19 protein-coding genes and 1 pseudogene are annotated in these 15,751 nt (G+C 70.7%); 13 read left to right on the forward strand and 7 right to left on the reverse strand.

Translation table 11 applies throughout. The features are described 5' to 3' along the window. From IE278_RS40960 to IE278_RS40995, 8 genes and pseudogenes are all read left to right on the forward strand, one after another. A pseudogene (locus IE278_RS40960) lies at positions 1–232 on the forward strand (hypothetical protein); the annotation flags it as partial. Next, the gene (locus tag IE278_RS40965; RefSeq protein WP_189780112.1) at positions 229–1,176 is read left to right on the forward strand and encodes a glycosyltransferase family 2 protein; all 948 of its coding nucleotides are present in this window, start codon (positions 229–231) and stop codon (positions 1,174–1,176) included. The pseudogene IE278_RS40960 and the gene IE278_RS40965, both read left to right, overlap by 4 nt. Beyond that, positions 1,173–2,438 (forward strand): polysaccharide pyruvyl transferase family protein, encoded by a 1,266-nt coding sequence (locus IE278_RS40970; RefSeq protein WP_189780113.1) that lies wholly within the window; start codon positions 1,173–1,175, stop codon positions 2,436–2,438. The genes IE278_RS40965 and IE278_RS40970 overlap by 4 nt, the downstream gene beginning before the upstream one ends. A gap of 56 nt (positions 2,439–2,494) precedes the next feature. Continuing rightward, positions 2,495–3,046 carry a dTDP-4-dehydrorhamnose 3,5-epimerase gene (gene rfbC, locus IE278_RS40975; RefSeq protein ID WP_189780114.1) on the forward strand — a complete coding sequence of 184 codons (552 nt, stop codon included), beginning with the start codon at positions 2,495–2,497 and terminating at the stop codon, positions 3,044–3,046. Between the two features lie 7 nt (positions 3,047–3,053). Next, a complete protein-coding gene (locus tag IE278_RS40980; RefSeq protein WP_189780115.1) occupies positions 3,054–4,397 on the forward strand; it encodes a glutamate-1-semialdehyde 2,1-aminomutase in 1,344 nt (447 codons plus the stop codon). Positions 4,398–4,504: 107 nt separating this feature from the next. Beyond that, entirely contained in the window at positions 4,505–4,945 is a 441-nt protein-coding gene (locus tag IE278_RS40985) for an ester cyclase (protein WP_189780116.1), read from the forward strand. Beyond that, positions 4,942–5,640, forward strand: coding sequence for a TetR/AcrR family transcriptional regulator (locus IE278_RS40990; RefSeq protein ID WP_189780117.1), 699 nt, complete (start codon positions 4,942–4,944; stop codon positions 5,638–5,640). Before IE278_RS40985 ends, IE278_RS40990 begins: the two co-directional genes overlap by 4 nt. Further along, a complete protein-coding gene (locus IE278_RS40995) occupies positions 5,637–6,101 on the forward strand; it encodes a DUF1772 domain-containing protein (RefSeq protein WP_189780118.1) in 465 nt (154 codons plus the stop codon). Before IE278_RS40990 ends, IE278_RS40995 begins: the two co-directional genes overlap by 4 nt. 12 nt (positions 6,102–6,113) lie before the next feature. Here IE278_RS40995 and IE278_RS41000 read toward each other — a convergent pair whose 3' ends face one another. The 3 genes from IE278_RS41000 to IE278_RS41010 are packed head-to-tail and all read right to left on the reverse strand — an operon-like array spanning position 6,114 to position 7,901. After that, on the reverse strand, positions 6,114–6,803 hold the full coding sequence (locus IE278_RS41000) for a phosphatase PAP2 family protein (RefSeq protein ID WP_189780119.1): 690 nt from the start codon (positions 6,801–6,803) through the stop codon (positions 6,114–6,116). 10 nt (positions 6,804–6,813) lie between these two features. Then, positions 6,814–7,020 (reverse strand): DUF397 domain-containing protein, encoded by a 207-nt coding sequence (locus tag IE278_RS41005; RefSeq protein ID WP_189780120.1) that lies wholly within the window; start codon positions 7,018–7,020, stop codon positions 6,814–6,816. Further along, a complete protein-coding gene (locus IE278_RS41010; protein ID WP_189780126.1) occupies positions 7,017–7,901 on the reverse strand; it encodes a helix-turn-helix domain-containing protein in 885 nt (294 codons plus the stop codon). The genes IE278_RS41005 and IE278_RS41010 overlap by 4 nt, the downstream gene beginning before the upstream one ends. A gap of 164 nt (positions 7,902–8,065) precedes the next feature. Between IE278_RS41010 and IE278_RS41015 the strand changes: the two genes are divergently transcribed. The 3 genes from IE278_RS41015 to bdeA all read left to right on the forward strand — a co-directional run bounded on the left by IE278_RS41015 (position 8,066) and on the right by bdeA (position 10,258). Continuing rightward, positions 8,066–8,533 carry an ATP-binding protein gene (locus IE278_RS41015; RefSeq protein ID WP_246571757.1) on the forward strand — a complete coding sequence of 156 codons (468 nt, stop codon included), beginning with the start codon at positions 8,066–8,068 and terminating at the stop codon, positions 8,531–8,533. Positions 8,534–8,569: 36 nt separating this feature from the next. After that, positions 8,570–8,917, forward strand: coding sequence for a deoxyxylulose-5-phosphate synthase (locus IE278_RS41020; protein WP_189780121.1), 348 nt, complete (start codon positions 8,570–8,572; stop codon positions 8,915–8,917). Positions 8,918–9,280: 363 nt separating this feature from the next. Then, the gene (bdeA, locus tag IE278_RS41025; protein ID WP_435861407.1) at positions 9,281–10,258 is read left to right on the forward strand and encodes a bis(hydroxyethyl) terephthalate hydrolase; all 978 of its coding nucleotides are present in this window, start codon (positions 9,281–9,283) and stop codon (positions 10,256–10,258) included. A 135-nt stretch (positions 10,259–10,393) separates the two neighbouring features. Here bdeA and IE278_RS41030 read toward each other — a convergent pair whose 3' ends face one another. From IE278_RS41030 to IE278_RS41045, 4 genes are all read right to left on the reverse strand, one after another. Continuing rightward, on the reverse strand, positions 10,394–10,816 hold the full coding sequence (locus IE278_RS41030; protein WP_213089790.1) for an N-acetyltransferase: 423 nt from the start codon (positions 10,814–10,816) through the stop codon (positions 10,394–10,396). Then, complete coding sequence (locus IE278_RS41035; RefSeq protein WP_246571762.1) at positions 10,813–11,499, reverse strand: NADPH-dependent F420 reductase; 687 nt, start codon at positions 11,497–11,499, stop codon at positions 10,813–10,815. The genes IE278_RS41030 and IE278_RS41035 overlap by 4 nt, the downstream gene beginning before the upstream one ends. Continuing rightward, complete coding sequence (locus IE278_RS41040) at positions 11,496–12,626, reverse strand: LLM class flavin-dependent oxidoreductase (protein ID WP_189780122.1); 1,131 nt, start codon at positions 12,624–12,626, stop codon at positions 11,496–11,498. Before IE278_RS41040 ends, IE278_RS41035 begins: the two co-directional genes overlap by 4 nt. A gap of 262 nt (positions 12,627–12,888) precedes the next feature. Continuing rightward, the gene (locus IE278_RS41045; RefSeq protein ID WP_189780123.1) at positions 12,889–13,356 is read right to left on the reverse strand and encodes a MarR family winged helix-turn-helix transcriptional regulator; all 468 of its coding nucleotides are present in this window, start codon (positions 13,354–13,356) and stop codon (positions 12,889–12,891) included. Positions 13,357–13,528: 172 nt separating this feature from the next. Between IE278_RS41045 and IE278_RS41050 the strand changes: the two genes are divergently transcribed. Both IE278_RS41050 and IE278_RS41055 read left to right on the forward strand, forming a co-directional pair. Beyond that, on the forward strand, positions 13,529–13,837 hold the full coding sequence (locus tag IE278_RS41050; RefSeq protein ID WP_189780124.1) for a GNAT family N-acetyltransferase: 309 nt from the start codon (positions 13,529–13,531) through the stop codon (positions 13,835–13,837). Positions 13,838–13,952: 115 nt separating this feature from the next. Next, complete coding sequence (locus tag IE278_RS41055) at positions 13,953–15,692, forward strand: pyruvate dehydrogenase (RefSeq protein ID WP_189780125.1); 1,740 nt, start codon at positions 13,953–13,955, stop codon at positions 15,690–15,692. Positions 15,693–15,751: the final 59 nt, after the last annotated feature.

The raw sequence follows: 15,751 nt of genomic DNA on the forward strand, positions 1-15,751 counted from the left end.
CCGCGTGCTGCGCGCGCTCGCCGCCGCCCGCCGCAGCCTGCGCTGCCAGCTCTTCGCCTCCGTCTGCTACGTCGGCGGCGGCCTCGGCGGAGCCGCCCTGGCCGGCACGGTCGGCTCGGCCTGGGGCGTCGCCGCCGCGACCGTCTGCGCCTCGGCCGTCTGGTGGCTCCAACTGCGGTCCGCCCTGCGCGAGCGCGACCACGACCCCATCCCCGAAGTGAGGACTTCATGACCGCCCACCCCAGGCTGAGCATCGGCCTGCCCGTCTACAACGGCGAGGAGTACCTCGCCGAGTCGCTCGACGCCCTGCTCGGCCAGACGTACGAGGACTTCGAGCTGGTCATCTCCGACAACGCCTCGGCCGACGGGACCGAGGACATCTGCCGCCGCTACGCCGCCCTCGACTCACGCATCCGGTACATCCGGCTGCCCCGCAACATCGGCGCCGCGCCGAACCACAACTACGTGTTCACCGAGTGCCGCGGCGAACTGTTCAAGTGGGCCTCGCACGACGACCTGTACGCCCGCGACCTGCTGCGGGCCTGCGTCGAGGCGCTGGACGAGCGGCCGGACGTGGTCCTCGCGCACAGCGGCCAGGCGGTCATCGACGGCGACAGCAAGGTCAAGGTCCCCTACGAGTACGGGCTGGCCACCGACTCGCCGCACGCGCCGGAACGCTTCCGCAGCCTGCTCTTCGAGCCCGGCGGCGACGACTTCTACGGCGTGATGCGGGCCGACATGCTGCGCCGGGTGAAGCCGCACGACAGCTACCACCACGCGGACCGCACCTTCGTCGCCGAGATCACCCTGCACGGGCCCTTCCACCAGGTGCCGGAACTGCTGTACTTCCGCCGCGACCACCCCACCCGCGCCGAGCGCGCGAACCCCTCCAAGCGCTCCCGCTGCGTCAACCTGGACCCGCGCCGGGCGGGCCTCCTGCACCCGACGCCCCGGCTGCTCGCCGAGTACGTCTGGGGCTTCGCCTCAGCCATCCGGCGGGCGCCGCTCTCCCCGGCCGACCGGCGCGCCTGCTACCGCCACCTCGCCTCGTGGATGACCAGCCGGGCCCGGCCGGGCGCGGGCGAGCGCGTCGAGGACCGCGCCCCGGTCGACCCGGCCCGGTACGCCGTCTCCGTGGACGCCGTCGTCGCGGGCCGTGAGGGCAGGCAGACATGAACCCTGAGGACAGGGCCGGGGCGTCCGGGGGTGAGACTCCGCCGCGGGTCGGGGTGTTCGGCCTGCTCGGTTCCGGCAACCTCGGCAACGACGGATCGCTGGAAGCCGTACTCGGATACCTCGACACCCAGCACCCGGACGCGGCCGTGGACGCGCTGTGCGGCGGCCCCGATGTCGTCACGGCCCGCTACCGGATCCCCGCGACCCGGCTGCACTGGTACCGCGGCGAGTACCGGACCGCGTCACGCCTGGGCGCGATCGCGGGAAAGGGCCTCGGCAAACTCGTCGACGTCTTCCGCACCGCCGCCTGGGTGCGCCGGCACGACGTGGTGATCGTGCCCGGCATGGGCGTCCTGGAGGCCACGCTGCCGCTGCGCCCGTGGGGCTTCCCGTACTCGCTGTTCCTGCTGTGCGCGAGCGGCCGGCTGTTCGGCACCCGCGTCGCGCTCGTCGGCGTCGGCGCCGCCCCGATCACCGACCGGCCCACCCGGGCCCTGGTGCGCTGGTCGGCGCGGCTGGCCGCCCACCGGTCGTACCGGGACGAGCTGTCCCGCGACGCGCTGCGGGCGATGGGCGTGGACACCACGCGCGACGCGGTGCACCCGGACCTCGCGTTCGCCCTGCCGACACCGGGCGTGAGCGGGCCGGCGGGTTCACCGCGGCCGGTCTGCGTCGGCGTCATGGACTTCCACGGCGGCAACGACGACCGCGCCCGCGCCGAGGAGATCCACCGCCGCTACCTCGACGGGACCACCCGGTTCGTCCGCGCGCTGGTCGAGGACGGCAGGACCGTCCGGCTCCTCACCGGCGACGAGTGCGACGCGACGGTGGTCGCGGCGATCCTCGACGCGGTCGACTCACCACTGGTCACCGCCGCCGAACCGGCCTCGCTCGCCGACCTGATGAAGGAGATGGCGGCAGCCGACACCGTGGTGGCGACCCGCTACCACAACCTGATCTGCGCGCTGAAGGTCGGCACGCCGACCCTCGCCCTCAGCTACGCGGCGAAGAGCGACGCGCTCATGGCCCGGATGGGTCTCGACGCGTACTGCCACCCGGCCCGCGAGGTCGACGCCGACGAACTGCTCAAGACGTTCCGGGAGTTGGAGGAGCGATCGGCGGAGGTGCGCCGGACCCTCGCCGAACGGAACGTGGCCGCCGCCCGGCAACTCGACGACCAGTTCACCGCGTTGACCTCAGCCCTGTTCCCGGCCGCCCACCAAGCCCGAGCCCGAGCCCGTGCCCTGCGGAAGGCCTCATGAAAGCGACCGAGCAAGCGACCGAGCAAGCAGCCAAGCCAGCGACCAGGCAGGCGGCCATGCGAGCGACCGAAGTCCCGGCGATCGTCGGCGCGTTCCTGTTCGAGCCGACGCCGTACGCCGACGAACGCGGCTTCTTCTGCCGCACCTTCGACGCCGACGTGGTCCGCTCGGTGGGCCTCGACCCGAACGCCTTCATCCAGGACAGCCTGTCCCGCTCGGCCCGGGGCGTGCTGCGCGGCCTGCACCTGCGCTCCGGAGCCGGCGAGGCCAAGCTCGTGCGGTGCTCGTACGGGAAGATCTTCGACGTCGTCGTGGACCTGCGGCCGGACTCACCGACGTACCGCAACGTGGCCTCCTTCGAGCTGTCCGACGAGACCCAGACGACCCTGTACATCCCGGCGGGCTGCGCGCACGGCTTCCAGGCACTGACCGAGACCGCCGACACCTCGTACCGCATCGACCGGGCGCACGATCCGGCCGAGGACGTGACGATCGCCTTCGACGACCCGGAACTGGCCGTCCCGTGGCCGCTGCCCGCCACATCGATGTCCCAGCGGGACCGGGAGGCGCCGAGCCTCGCCGAGGTCCTGAAGCAGAGAGAGGCCTGAAACCGGCGTGAACACCGAAGACACCGAAGGGGGCGAGGGTTTCACCCTGCCCCGGTCGCGGCTGGCCAACGAGCGGCTGCACGCCCTGATCCCCGGGGGCGCGCACACGTACGCCAAGGGCGACGACCAGTACCCCGAACACCTGGCGCCGGTCATCGACCACGGCCGCGGCGCCCACGTCTGGGACGTGGACGGCAACCGCTACATCGAGTACGGCTCCGGCCTGCGGTCGGTCAGCCTCGGGCACGCCCACCCGCGGGTGATCGAGGCGGTACGGCGCGAACTGGACCGCGGAAGCAACTTCGTCCGTCCCTCCGTCATCGAGATCGAGGCGGCGGAACGCTTCCTGGCCACCGTGCCGACCGCCGAGATGGTGAAGTTCGCGAAGAACGGCTCCGACGCCACCACCGCCGCGGTACGCCTCGCCCGCGCGGTCACCGGACGCCCGCGGGTGGCGATCTGCGGCGACCACCCCTTCTTTTCCACCGACGACTGGTTCATCGGCACCACACCCATGCCGGCCGGCATCCCGGCGACGACCACCGGCCTCACGGTGACGTTCCCGTACGGAGACCTGGCCGCCACGGAGGAGTTGCTCACCCGGTACGAGGGCGACATCGCCTGCCTGATCCTCGAACCCGCCACCCACACCGAACCGCCGCCCGGCTACCTCGCGGGCCTGCGCGAACTGGCCGACCGGCACGGCTGCGTCCTGATCTTCGACGAGATGATCACAGGCCTGCGCTGGTCCGAGGCGGGCGCCCAGGGCCTGTACGGAGTCACCCCCGACCTCTCCACGTTCGGCAAGGCGCTGGGCAACGGGTTCGCGGTCTCCGCGCTGGCCGGACGCCGCGAGCTGATGGAGCGCGGCGGACTGCGCCACTCCGGCGACCGGGTCTTCCTGCTGTCCACCACGCACGGCGCGGAGACGCACTCCCTGGCCGCCGCGACGGCCGTGCTCACCACCTACGCGGAGGAGGGCATCACCGCCCGACTGCACGCCCTCGGCGAACGGCTGGCCTCCGGTGTCCGCGAGGCGGCGGCCGGCATGGGCGTGGGCGACCACGTCGTCGTACGGGGCCGGGCCAGCAACCTGGTGTTCGCGACCCTCGACGAGAAGGGCCAGCCGTCGCAGGAGTACCGCACCCTCTTCCTGCACCGGCTCCTGGCGGGCGGGGTGCTCGCCCCGTCGTTCGTGGTGAGCAGCGCGCTCAGCGAGGCCGACATCGACCACACCGTCGACGTGGTGGCCCAGGCGTGCGCCGTGTACCGCAAGGCGCTGGACGCGGGGGACCCCACGCCCTGGCTGACCGGACGGCCGGTGAAGCCGGTGTTCCGCCGACGGGCGTGAGGGGGGCGCCGGGTATCGGTCATCAGATAGGACACCGCCTCGCTTGACTTTGGTTACGCTGTACACGATGGTTACAGCGTAACCAAAGTCGAAAGTGAGGCATGACCATGAGCACAAGCACCACTGAGGACGGTACGGAGCGCGGCACCGCGGAGACGGTCGCGCACGCGTTCGCGAACCTGATGAACGGGCACGACCCCGACGCGGTCGACGGGTTCGTCGCCGAGGACTACGTCAACCACAACGCGCACGTCGACGACGGCCGCGAGGCGAACCGGGCGTTCTGGACGCAGTGGTTCGCGGCGTTCCCCGACACGGAGGTGACCCTCGACGACGTACTGGTCGACGGCGACCGGGTCGCGGGCCGGTTCACCTACCGCGCCACGTTCCAGGGCCCGTTCATGGGGCTGCCGCCCACGGGCCGCCCGGTGGTGATGCACTCGATCGACATCTGGCGGGTCGTCGACGGGATGGCCGTGGAGCACTGGGACCAGCTGGACGAGCAGGCGTTCTTCGCGCAGCTGACCGGCGAGGACGCGAGCCGGTGACACACGACGACCAGAAGGGGCCCGAGTCGACGGAGTCGGCCAAGCCGCCGACCCCGGCGCGGCTGCGCAGGGAGCGGGAACGGGCCGAGGCGCGGGAGTCGATCCTCTCCGCGGCCCGTGACGTGGCCCGCCGCGACGGCTGGGACGCGGTGACCATGCGCCGCCTCGCCGATGAGATCGAGTACTCCGCGAACTTCGCCTACCGGTACTTCACCGGCCGCGACGACATCCTGCTCGCACTGGTGAGGGAGGGGTTCGCCCGGCTCCGGGAGGCCATGACGACGGCCGCGGAGGGGCAGGCGGACACGGCCGTCGAGGCTGTACGGAGGGCGTCCCACGCCTACCTGGACTTCGCCCTGGCCGAGCCGGATGTGTATCAGCTCATGTACGGCCTGGGCGGAGTACGGGTGCCGGCCACCGACGCATGGGACGAGGGTCAGGCCGTCGGCGACGTCCTGACCGGCCTTCTCGCCGCGGCGGGGGACAGCGAGCCCGAGCGCCACGTGCTGCGGCTGTGGGCGACGGCCCATGGACTGATCGCACTGCTGGTCGTCGGTCGCGTGGGCGTGGACGCCGACGGGCTGCACGCCCTGCTGGAGGACGCGCTGACCGACTGCCTCACCCGCGCCCTGCCTGCGGCGCACACCCCCGGACCGTCGCCCGAGCCCACGCAAAGGACACCCCAGACACCATGAACACCCTCGCTGACACAGCCGCGGTCGTCGCCGTCTTCAGCGCGGCGATCATCTACGGCACGGATGTGTTCTGCGCACTGGTCCTGCGTCCGGCCGCCGCCGACGCGGCCGACGCCTCCGTGGCCGACCTGCTCGGCAGGGTGCACGAGTACGGAGACCGCCGACTGCCGGTGCCGGGTGTCCTGTCCATCGTCGCCACGGCTCTGCTGATCGCCACGGTTGACGGCACCCCGGCGCGCACCGGCGGAGCGGTCGCCCTGCTGGCGCTCCTGCTCTGGCTGGCCATCTACCTACGCATCAGCGCACCGATAAACAAAAGGCTGCGGGCGGCCGCGGCGGACCACACCGTCCCACCGGACACGAGGCAGCTCCAGCAACGCTGGGACAGCGTGATCTGGACCCGAGCCCTGCTCCAGACGATCGCGCTGGCGGGCCTCGTCACGGCCGTCGTCACCACATGACGCCGACGAGGCTCACGCCTGAGCGGCGTCGGCCCTCGGCCCGCCGCGCCGCTCGGCCGTGCGGTCGATGAGCCACGCGGTCGCGGGTACCACCGCCAGCGCGGTGCACCAGCCACCGAGGACGTCGGTCGGGTAGTGCGCGCCCAGAGCGACCTGCGCCCAGCCCATGGCGGCGCCGGCCACCAGGCCCGCGGACAGGACGACCAGCGTGCCGACCGCCCGGCCGAGCCCGAACCGGCCGACCGCGAACAGCGCCACGATGAGCACGAACGCGGTGAGGAAGGCGGTGTGCCCACTCGGGTAGGAGAGATTGCCGGGCCCGTGGATGGTGCGCACCACCAGGGACTTGAGGACCGTCGTGGTCACGACGGTGGCACCGACCCCGACAACGACGAACACAGCAGCGCGAGTTCGCCGCCGCAGCAGACAGCCCGCCACAGCGACCAGGACCAGCGCGGCCGCTCCGACGGGCTCACCGAGAAAGTCGACGGCGAGCGCGACGTTCCGCCAAGGCGCCCCCACACTGTCATCCGTCGGCTCGACGAACCACCGGTCCACCGACCCGGGTTCACTGTGCCCGGAGTACAACACCCCGAGCACGGCAACGACGACCGCCCCGAACACGGCGATCACCACGAGCCAGGAACGCAGTGAGGGGGGCAGCACGGCGGGCGCTGGGCGGATACCGGTATCTAAGGCCACCCGCGCCACCCTAACCAACCGCAAACGCTATGAACGCCCCCCACTGGCCCCGGCGGACCCGCAACACAGGCCCGTCGCCCACGACTTTCGAGTCCCGTACGAAGACGGCGTCCGACTTGGCGGCCACCTCCACGCAGTTGCCGCCCCCCGAGCCGCTGTAGCTGCTCTTGAACCAGCGCAGCCCGTCCACGTTCTCGGATGCCTGCTCCACGCTCATGCCTCTCCAACCAGCCGTTCGATGAGCCGCGCAGACTCGACGCCGCTCAGAGCCTGCGACCGCAGCTTGCCATACCGCAATCCGAAGGCACTGACCACAGCGGGGTCGTGCGCGACGCACCCGACTTCCTGGGACTCGATGTAGCCGAGATGCTGGTGCTCTCTGGTCTCCAACACCACGAACGGCCCGTTCAGGCCTGGGTGGAACCCGTACTCGGCAGGCATGACCTGGACTTCCACGTTCCGCGCCATACGCACCTCAAGTAGGTACCGCCATTGTCCGCGCATGACCTCCCTGTTGGCCACCGGGTTCCGCAGGGCCTCTTCGCCGATGATGAAGGAAAGCTCCGCGAGCGGCACCCGCGTCAGCAGCTTCTGTCGACCCAGCCGCGCTTCTGTGTGCTGGTCGATGACCTCATCGCTGAGCGGGGGGCAATGCCCGGCGAAGAGGGCACGCGCATACTCCTCCGTCTGCAACAGTCCCGGAACCAGCAGTGGTTCATAGTCGGACCGGCTCACCGCCTCAGCCTCGAAGAGCGCGAAGTTCCTGAAGAACCTCGGCAGCTTCGCCCGGTCGACCTCCTCCTGCAACACCTCCAGAACCCCGCCCGCCTCCAACGCCCGGTCCGCCGCCGCGGTGAACGCGACCTTTGCCGGGCGCCGCCCCTGTTCGACCGACGCCACCTGCTCCAGTGAGTAGCCGATCGCGTCCCCGAGTTGCTGCTGGTTCAAGCCGGCCCGCTTGCGCAGATGCCGGAGCAGCACGCCGTACGCAGACCACGCCCCGGGCAGGTCAGGCCCGTCCTCCTTCGGCTTCGCCGTGCGCGCCGTCCGCGTGTCCCCGCCGTCCCGTACCGTCCTCACAGCGCACGCCCTTCCCATCCCGTTCCGCACCTCCGGTCGATGCTCAACGCGGACCGTGGAAACGGGGACACGCGCCGGACCCGTACAACTCCCGTACAAGCAAGGGACGCACCTTACGAGCATGGCGAAGTACGGCCGTCATCCCTGGTCAGGAGGCCGCTCACCGCCCCACGCTGGGAACCGTGACCCAAGATCAGCTCATCGGCGGGGCGAAGCCGCCGCACACCTCCGTCCGCCGACTGGCCCTGTGCCTCAGCGGCACACAACGCGGCGCCCGCCTCGCTCGCCGGCTCACCGTCCAGCAGTTCACCGAGTGGACGGGCTTCCCGTACGACTCCGACCCGGCCAGGGCCGTCGCCCTCGTGACGGCCGAACTGGCGTCGAACGCCGTGCGCCACGGCAGCCTCCCCGGCCGGGACTTCCGCCTGGCGTTGCACCTCCTGCCCGGCCACCTCCGCATCGAGGTGACGGACACCCGCCCCGAACGGCTGCCGCCGGCCGTCACACCACAGCCCGCGGACGAGACCTCGGGCCGCGGACTGCTTCTCGTGCAGGCCTACGCCGACCGTTGGGGACACACGGTCCACGACGCGTACACGAAGACGGTCTGGGCGGAGGTGCGGTTCGGCCGGATGCACCGGGTGAACTGAACCCGACCTGCTGAGAGTGCGCCTACTCTCATCGGCATGGCCCACGCGAAGACCTCGTACGTCTGCCTCCCCTGCAGGGCCGCGTACAAGCAGCCCTACGGCAGGGACAGGCAGCGGGTCTGTCCGCGGTGCGCGCGGGCGTTGATCCACGTGGGTTCCGCCTTTGCCGCGCCCCGGCGGCGGGACACCGCGGCCTGGCGGACGCTGTCCGTGCTGCTGCACGCGGGTGTCCGTTTCCACAAGAGCTGCTGCGGCGGGCCCGGTTACCGCCCCCGCACGCTGAGCGAGGTCCGCGAGCGGATGACGTACGCCCGGCGCAGCGGCGAGCCGTTCGCACAGTCACTCGAGCGGTACGAGGTTCCCTCCGCCCCGCCGCGCCACTGAGAGGGGCCGACTTCCAGCGCCTCCCGTTTCGCCGGTGCCGTCGACGACACCGGCGATATCACCGATGGCGTGGAGCCGCAGCCGCCCTATGGTGTTGCTGCTTCAAGCGGCACGGACCCCCACGGCCCGGCCGCGGGTCGTCCCTTCGGGTTCATTTCGCACGCAGGACCGTGCACGCCGATACGCCATCCGAGACAACCTCGTTGCTTCCGTGATGTGACGCCACGTCCTTCGACTCGCGTCGGAAACGGACGGGCGAGCCGGGGCTCGACCAGCCGCGCGCCCGCCCGACCGGCCATGAGCAGGGACGTACCCGGAGCCACCGCTCCCGTGTCCCCACGGAACCTGGTGAAAGGACCGATCGTGCAAACACCCCCCACACCCACCCCCAGATCCGCCTCCTCCAAGGTTGGCGGGTCCTCCGCGCGGGCGGAGAGCGGACCGCGCCGCCGCAAGGCACGCGTCCGGCTCGTGACGCTGCTGGCCACGGCCGCCGCCCTCACCGGTCTGGCCACGTCCCCCCTCACCGGTGTCGCGGACGCCGCGAACGCCGCGGCCAACCCGTACGAACGCGGCCCGGCGCCGACCAACGCCAGCATCGAGGCCGCCCGGGGCTCGTACGCCGTCTCGCAGACGACCGTGTCCCGAGGCAGCGTCAGCGGGTTCGGCGGCGGCACCGTCTACTACCCGACCAGCACCAGCGATGGCACGTTCGGAGCGGTGGCCATCTCGCCCGGGTTCACCGCATCGCAGTCGGCGGTGTCGTGGCTGGGCCCCCGGCTGGCCTCCCAGGGCTTCGTCGTGATCACCATCGACACCCTCAGCACCCTCGACCAGCCGGCCGCCCGCGGCGACCAACTGCTCGCGGCGCTGGACTATTTGACGCAGAGCAGCAGCGTCCGTACCCGGATCGACAGCACCCGGCTCGGTGTCATGGGGCACTCCATGGGTGGCGGCGGATCACTCGAAGCGTCCAAGGACCGGCCGTCGTTGCAGGCCGCGGTGCCGCTGACGCCGTGGAACACGGACAAGACCTGGCCGGAGGTCCGGACGCCCACCCTGGTCGTCGGAGCGGACGGTGACACGGTCGCCCCGGTCTCCTCGCACGCCGAGCCCTTCTACACCAGCCTGCCGTCCACTCTGGACCGCGCTTACCTGGAGCTGAACAACGCCTCGCACTCCGCCCCGACCTCGTCGAACACCACGGTCGCGAAGTACAGCCTGTCCTGGCTGAAGCGGTTCATCGACAACGACACCCGCTACGAACAGTTCCTGTGCCCGCTGCCCGCGGCGAGCACCACCATCGAGGAGTTCCGCGGCAACTGCCCGCACACCGGCTGAGCCGACACCGGCACCGACGCCGATACCGACCATGACCACGACCTGTCCGCCGGCCTGCCCAGCAGGGCGACGGACAGGTCGTGGCTCGTTCTCCACCCGGACCGGAACGCACAGACGCACGGACGGGGGACGGCCTCACGCCTCGCCGAGTGTGGCGCGCGTGATCACCCCTATGTCGTCGGGTGTCGGCTCGCGGAACACGCCACCACGCGCGGTGAACGCGTCACCGTGCACCCGAAGATGGCCGGCGAACATCGGACACAACGGCACGACGGTGGCACCCTCGCGAATGCTGTCGGCGAGTGCCTTGCTCACCAGAAGCTCCACCAGAGCACTTCCACCGAACTCCTGGCACACGTCGGTATGGAAAAACAAGCGCTCTTCGCGTACTCCGGACACGACGACGAAGTCCGCCGTGCCGACGGGCGTCCTGTCGGCACGTCTGATGTTGTAGGAGCTGATCGGAGCGGCGGGATCGAGCTCGACCGTCAGGGAGGCAGAGGCACCTGAGGTGCCGGTCAGTTCCTGAGTCAGTTCCTGAGCCGTTTCCTGCGTCATCCGACAAGCCTCGGCGGATCAACGGCGGCGGTCAGGGCGCGGAGCCGGTCGGCGTCGACATCGGCTCCGAAGGCGGGGGTTCCGGGTTCGAGCCGTATGCCCGCCGCCAGGTCGCCGATGGTGAGTGGGTCGAATCCGAGAGCGTCGATGAGCGCGGAGACGACGGCGAGATCCTCGGGGGAGTCGCCGGCGATCGCGATGGCCTTGCGCCCGAGGCTGCCGGCTGGACGAGCCTCGGCCTCCAGGTCGTGGTAGCCCATGTGGTTGAGGGCTTTCACGACCCGCGCGCCCGGCAGGAATCGCTGGACGGCTTCGCTCGACGAGATGTCGGGCGCCAGGATCCCGGAGCGGGGACCATCGACCTCCCACCAGTGGTTCATCGCGTCGATGACCAGCTTCCCCTCCAGTTGCGGAACGGGCAGGCTGCGGTGTTTGCCGAGCGGGAGCGCCAGGATCACCACGTCCGCGGCGTCCGCCGCCTGGGCCGGCCACACCGCGGTCGCCCCGGGAGTGAGGATCTGGGCGGTGAGCGCGATCTTGGAGGGGTCACCGGACCCGGAGATCAGGACGCGGTGGCTGCCGGCGACCGCCAGACGCGCCAGGACGGTGCCGACCTTCCCGGCTCCCAGGATCCCGACGGTGGTGACGGCGTCGGACATCGTGCCGGTCGTCGTGCCCGTCATCGTGCCGTTCCCGACGTGGCCGCGGCCACGGTAGTGGCCGTAGCCGTGCCCGTAGCTGTGCCCGTGCCCGTTCCCGGCACCGTCGGCTGCTCGGCCAGCAGCTCGCGGACCCGGGGGATGACCTGGGTGCCGTACAGCTCTACCGAACGCAGCCGCGCGGAGGCGGAAACGGCGCCGGCGGCGGAGTAGATCATGTCGAACCGGCCCGCGTTCAGGACCCGTACCGCATGGGCGATCTTGGTCGCGACCGTCTCGACCGAGCCGACGTACAGGGATCCGCGGTCCACCTCGGCGTCGAACTCCTCCCGGCGCAGTGGTGGCCAGCCGCGCTGCGCCCCGATCCGGTCACGGATGACCTTGTAGCCGGGGTGGAAGAGCTCCTTGGCCTCCTCGTCGGTGGCGGCGACGAAGCCGGGAGAGTGCATGCCGACCGGCCGTGCGGTCGTGCCGAACTCGTCACTGGCACGCCGGTACAGATCCACGTAGGGCGCGAACCGGTCGGGTGCGCCGCTGATGATGGCGAGCATGAGTCCGAAGCCGTACCGCGCGGTGCGGATCACGGACTGCGGTGTCCCGCCGACCCCCACCCAGGTGTTGAGGCGTCCCGAATCGGTCTTCGGGAACACGTCCGCCTCGTGCAGGGCGGCGCGCGTGCTGCCCTCCCAGGTGACCGGCCCCTCGTCCAGGAGTCGGTGGAACAGGTCGATCTTCTCCTCGAACAGCACCTCGTAGTCCTTCAGGTCGTACCCGAAGAGAGGGAACGACTCGGTGAAGGAACCGCGTCCGAGGATCACTTCGGCGCGGCCGTCGGAGAGCGCGTCGACCGTGGCGAACCGCTGGAACACGCGCACCGGGTCGTCCGAGGACAGCACCGTCACACCCGAGGCGAGCCGGATGCGCTTCGTGGCCGTCGCGATACCCGCCAGCACCGTCTCGGGGGTGGAGATCGCGTACTCGGGCCGGTGGTGCTCGCCCAACGCGACCACGTCGACACCGACTTGGTCGGCGAGGACCGCTTCGGTCACCGTGGCGCGGATCGCCTCCGCGTGCGAAGCGATCACGCCCCGGTCGTTACGGGGCCGGTCTCCGAAACTGTCGATACCGAACTCGATCTGAGAGACGTCCATCGTGTCCACTTCGTCCAACGCTTCCGTCGTGTCGGGGTGTGGTGGTCACCCACACCACCGCCGCCGATCCCATCGAGGCGCAAACATGGCACCCATGTGGTTGTCGTGTCAACCATTTGGGTGCAGGGGTGCGCCGCTGCACGTCAGCGCTGCTTTCGGCGGTATCGGCGGTAGCGGTCGTATCGGCGCGACCTGTGCCCTCCCGGTCGCCGGGACGGCCGCCATCCCGGCCACTGTCCCGGCCGCCGGCCCGGTCGCCGGGTCAGTCCGGCTGTCGCTCCATGTGGTCCAGGACGCGCTCGCTGAGCCGGCCGAGCGTGCTGAGCTGGCTCGGGGTCAGGGCGTCGATGAACAGGCGGCGGACGTGCTCGACGTGTTGCGGGGCGGCCTCTTCGATCGCCCGGTAACCGGCCGGGGTGGCGACGATGAACGCTCCGCGTCCGTCGTCGGGGCACTCCTCCCTGGACACGAGCCCGCGCTTGGCCATCCGGGTGACCTGGTGGGACATCCGGCTCTTCTCCCACTCCACGAGTTTGGCCAGATCCAGGAAGCGCATCCGCCCGTCGCCCCTCTCGGTGAGGCTCACCAGCACGACGTAGTCGGCGGCGGACAACCCGGAGTCGGACTGGATGCGGCGGGACAGCCGTCCGATGAGCTTCTCGTGCATCCGGATGAAGCTGTCCCAGGCGTCCTTCTCTTCCGGGTTGAGCCAGCGCGGCGGTGCGTCCATGAAGGGAGTCTAGCGAGATTGTCGACACCTCATCCGTGCAGGGTGGCGGCGCGATAGCCCTGGGTGAGGTCGCGGCGGGTAGGTTGATGCATCAACTTGATGGGGCTAAGTTGATGTTCCGGCCGACGGGATCTCGCCGAGCCGAGCGGGACCGGGCCCCCGAGGAGGACACATGACGGTCGAAGTCACAGACGTGCCCGAGGCGAAGCGTTACGAGGCCCGCGTCGACGGAGAGACCAAGGTGGCGGGCGTCGCCCAGTACATCCGTACGACGGAGCTCATCGCGTTCGTGCACACCGAGGTCGAAGTGGCGTACGAGGGCGTGGGAGTCGGGTCCGCGCTGGCCCGCACCGCCCTTGACGAGGCACGCGCCGCGAACCTGCGGGTGCTGGCCACCTGCCCCTTCTTCGCGGGCTGGATCAACCGGCACCCCGAGTACCAGGACCTGCTGTACCAGTCCCGCAGCAGGGTCAGTGACTAGTGACTGAGGAGCCGAGCGCCGGGCGGAAGTGGTGCGGCGCTGCCCCTCCGGCGCGCTCGGGTGTGAACGCGCGGAGGGCGGGACAGGTGTGCGGTTCGAGGGGAGTGGTGCGGCGATGCGGAATCTGACGGTGGCCCAGCAGATGGTGGACATTCTGCGTCAGGCGGGCGTGCAGCGGATCTACGGTGTGGTGGGGGACAGCCTGAACTCGGTGGTCGACGCGGTGCGTCGTACCGACGGCATCGAGTGGGTGCATGTACGCAACGAGGAGGCCGCGGCCTTCGCCGCGGCGGCGGAGGCACAGCTGACCGGCAGGCTCGCGGTGTGTGCCGGAAGCTGTGGCCCCGGAAACACCCATCTGATCCAGGGGCTGTACGACGCGCACCGCTCCGGCGCGCCCGTGCTGGCACTCGCCTCGCACATACCGTCCCAGCAGATCGGTACCGGCTTCTTCCAGGAGACGCACCCGGAACGGCTGTTCGTCGAGTGCAGCGACTACTGCGAGATGATCAGCACCCCCGAGCAGATGCCCCGCATCCTGCGGATCGCCATGCAGCGGGCACTCGGCAACAGTGCCGTGTCGGTCCTGGTGGTGCCGGGCGACGTCGCGCACGCCGAGGCGAGCCACCCGACGGGAAGCAGCGACCTGGTCACCGAACGCGGCCGCGTCGTCGCGCCCGACGGGCAGATCCGGGCGCTGGCCGAGAAGCTGGACGCGGCACGCAAGGTGATGCTGTTCTGCGGTGCGGGGGTGCGGGACGCGCACGCCGAGGTCATGGCGCTCGCCGAGAAGGCCGCCGCCCCGGTCGGGCACACCCTGCGGGGCAAGGAGTGGATCCAGTTCGACAACCCGTACGACGTCGGCATGAGCGGCCTCCTCGGGTACGGCGCCTGCTTCGACGCGATGCACGAGGCCGACCTGATCGTCCTGCTCGGTACCGATTTCCCGTACAACGACTTCCTGCCGCAGGCGCGTACCGTGCAGGTCGACCACGACGCGGGCCGGCTCGGCCGTCGCACCGTGCTGGAACTGGGGGTCCACGGAGACGTCCGGGAGACGCTCAGGGCCGTGCTGCCGCTGATCGAGGCGAAACGGGACCGTGCCTACCTGGACCGGATGCTGCACAAGCACGCCAAGTCGCTGGAGAAGGTCGTCTCCGCCTACACCCACGACGTCGAGCGGCACACCCCGATCCACCCCGAGTACGCGGCCGCCGTCCTGGACGAACTCGCGGCCGACGACGCGGTGTTCACCGTGGACACCGGCATGTCCAATGTGTGGGCGGCGCGTTATCTGACCCCCAACGGACGGCGCCGGGTGATCGGTTCGTTCCTGCACGGCACGATGGCCAACGCGCTGCCGCACGCCATCGGCGCGCAGTTCGCGTACCCCGGCCGCCAGGTGATCTCGATGTCGGGCGACGGTGGACTGGGCATGCTGATGGGCGAGTTGCTCACGGTGAAGCTGCACGATCTGCCGGTGAAGACGATCGTCTTCAACAACTCCTCCCTCGGCATGGTGAAGTTGGAGATGTTGGTCGAGGGACTGCCCGAGTACGAGACCGACCACGAGCCGGTGGACTACGCGGCGATAGCCCGCAGCGCGGGCATCGAGTCGATCCGCGTCGAGCGCCCCGGGGATGTCGCCGAGGCGCTCAAGCGGGCGCTCGCCCACGACGGACCGTTCCTGGTCGACCTGGTGACCGACCCCAACGCCCTGTCGATCCCGCCGCACATCTCTGCCGCCCAGGTCCGGGGATTCGCCTTCGCCGCGGGCCGGACGGTGCTCGACGGCGGCGTCGGCAAAATGCTCGACCTGGCCCGCGCCAACCTGCGGAACGTGCCCCGCCCTTGAGCGGCGGGGCAGGCCGGCCACCCCGCCCCTGAGCCGCGGGGCGGGCCGGCCACCCCGCC

Source organism: Streptomyces tauricus (assembly GCF_014650955.1).
GTDB lineage: Bacteria > Actinomycetota > Actinomycetes > Streptomycetales > Streptomycetaceae > Streptomyces > Streptomyces tauricus.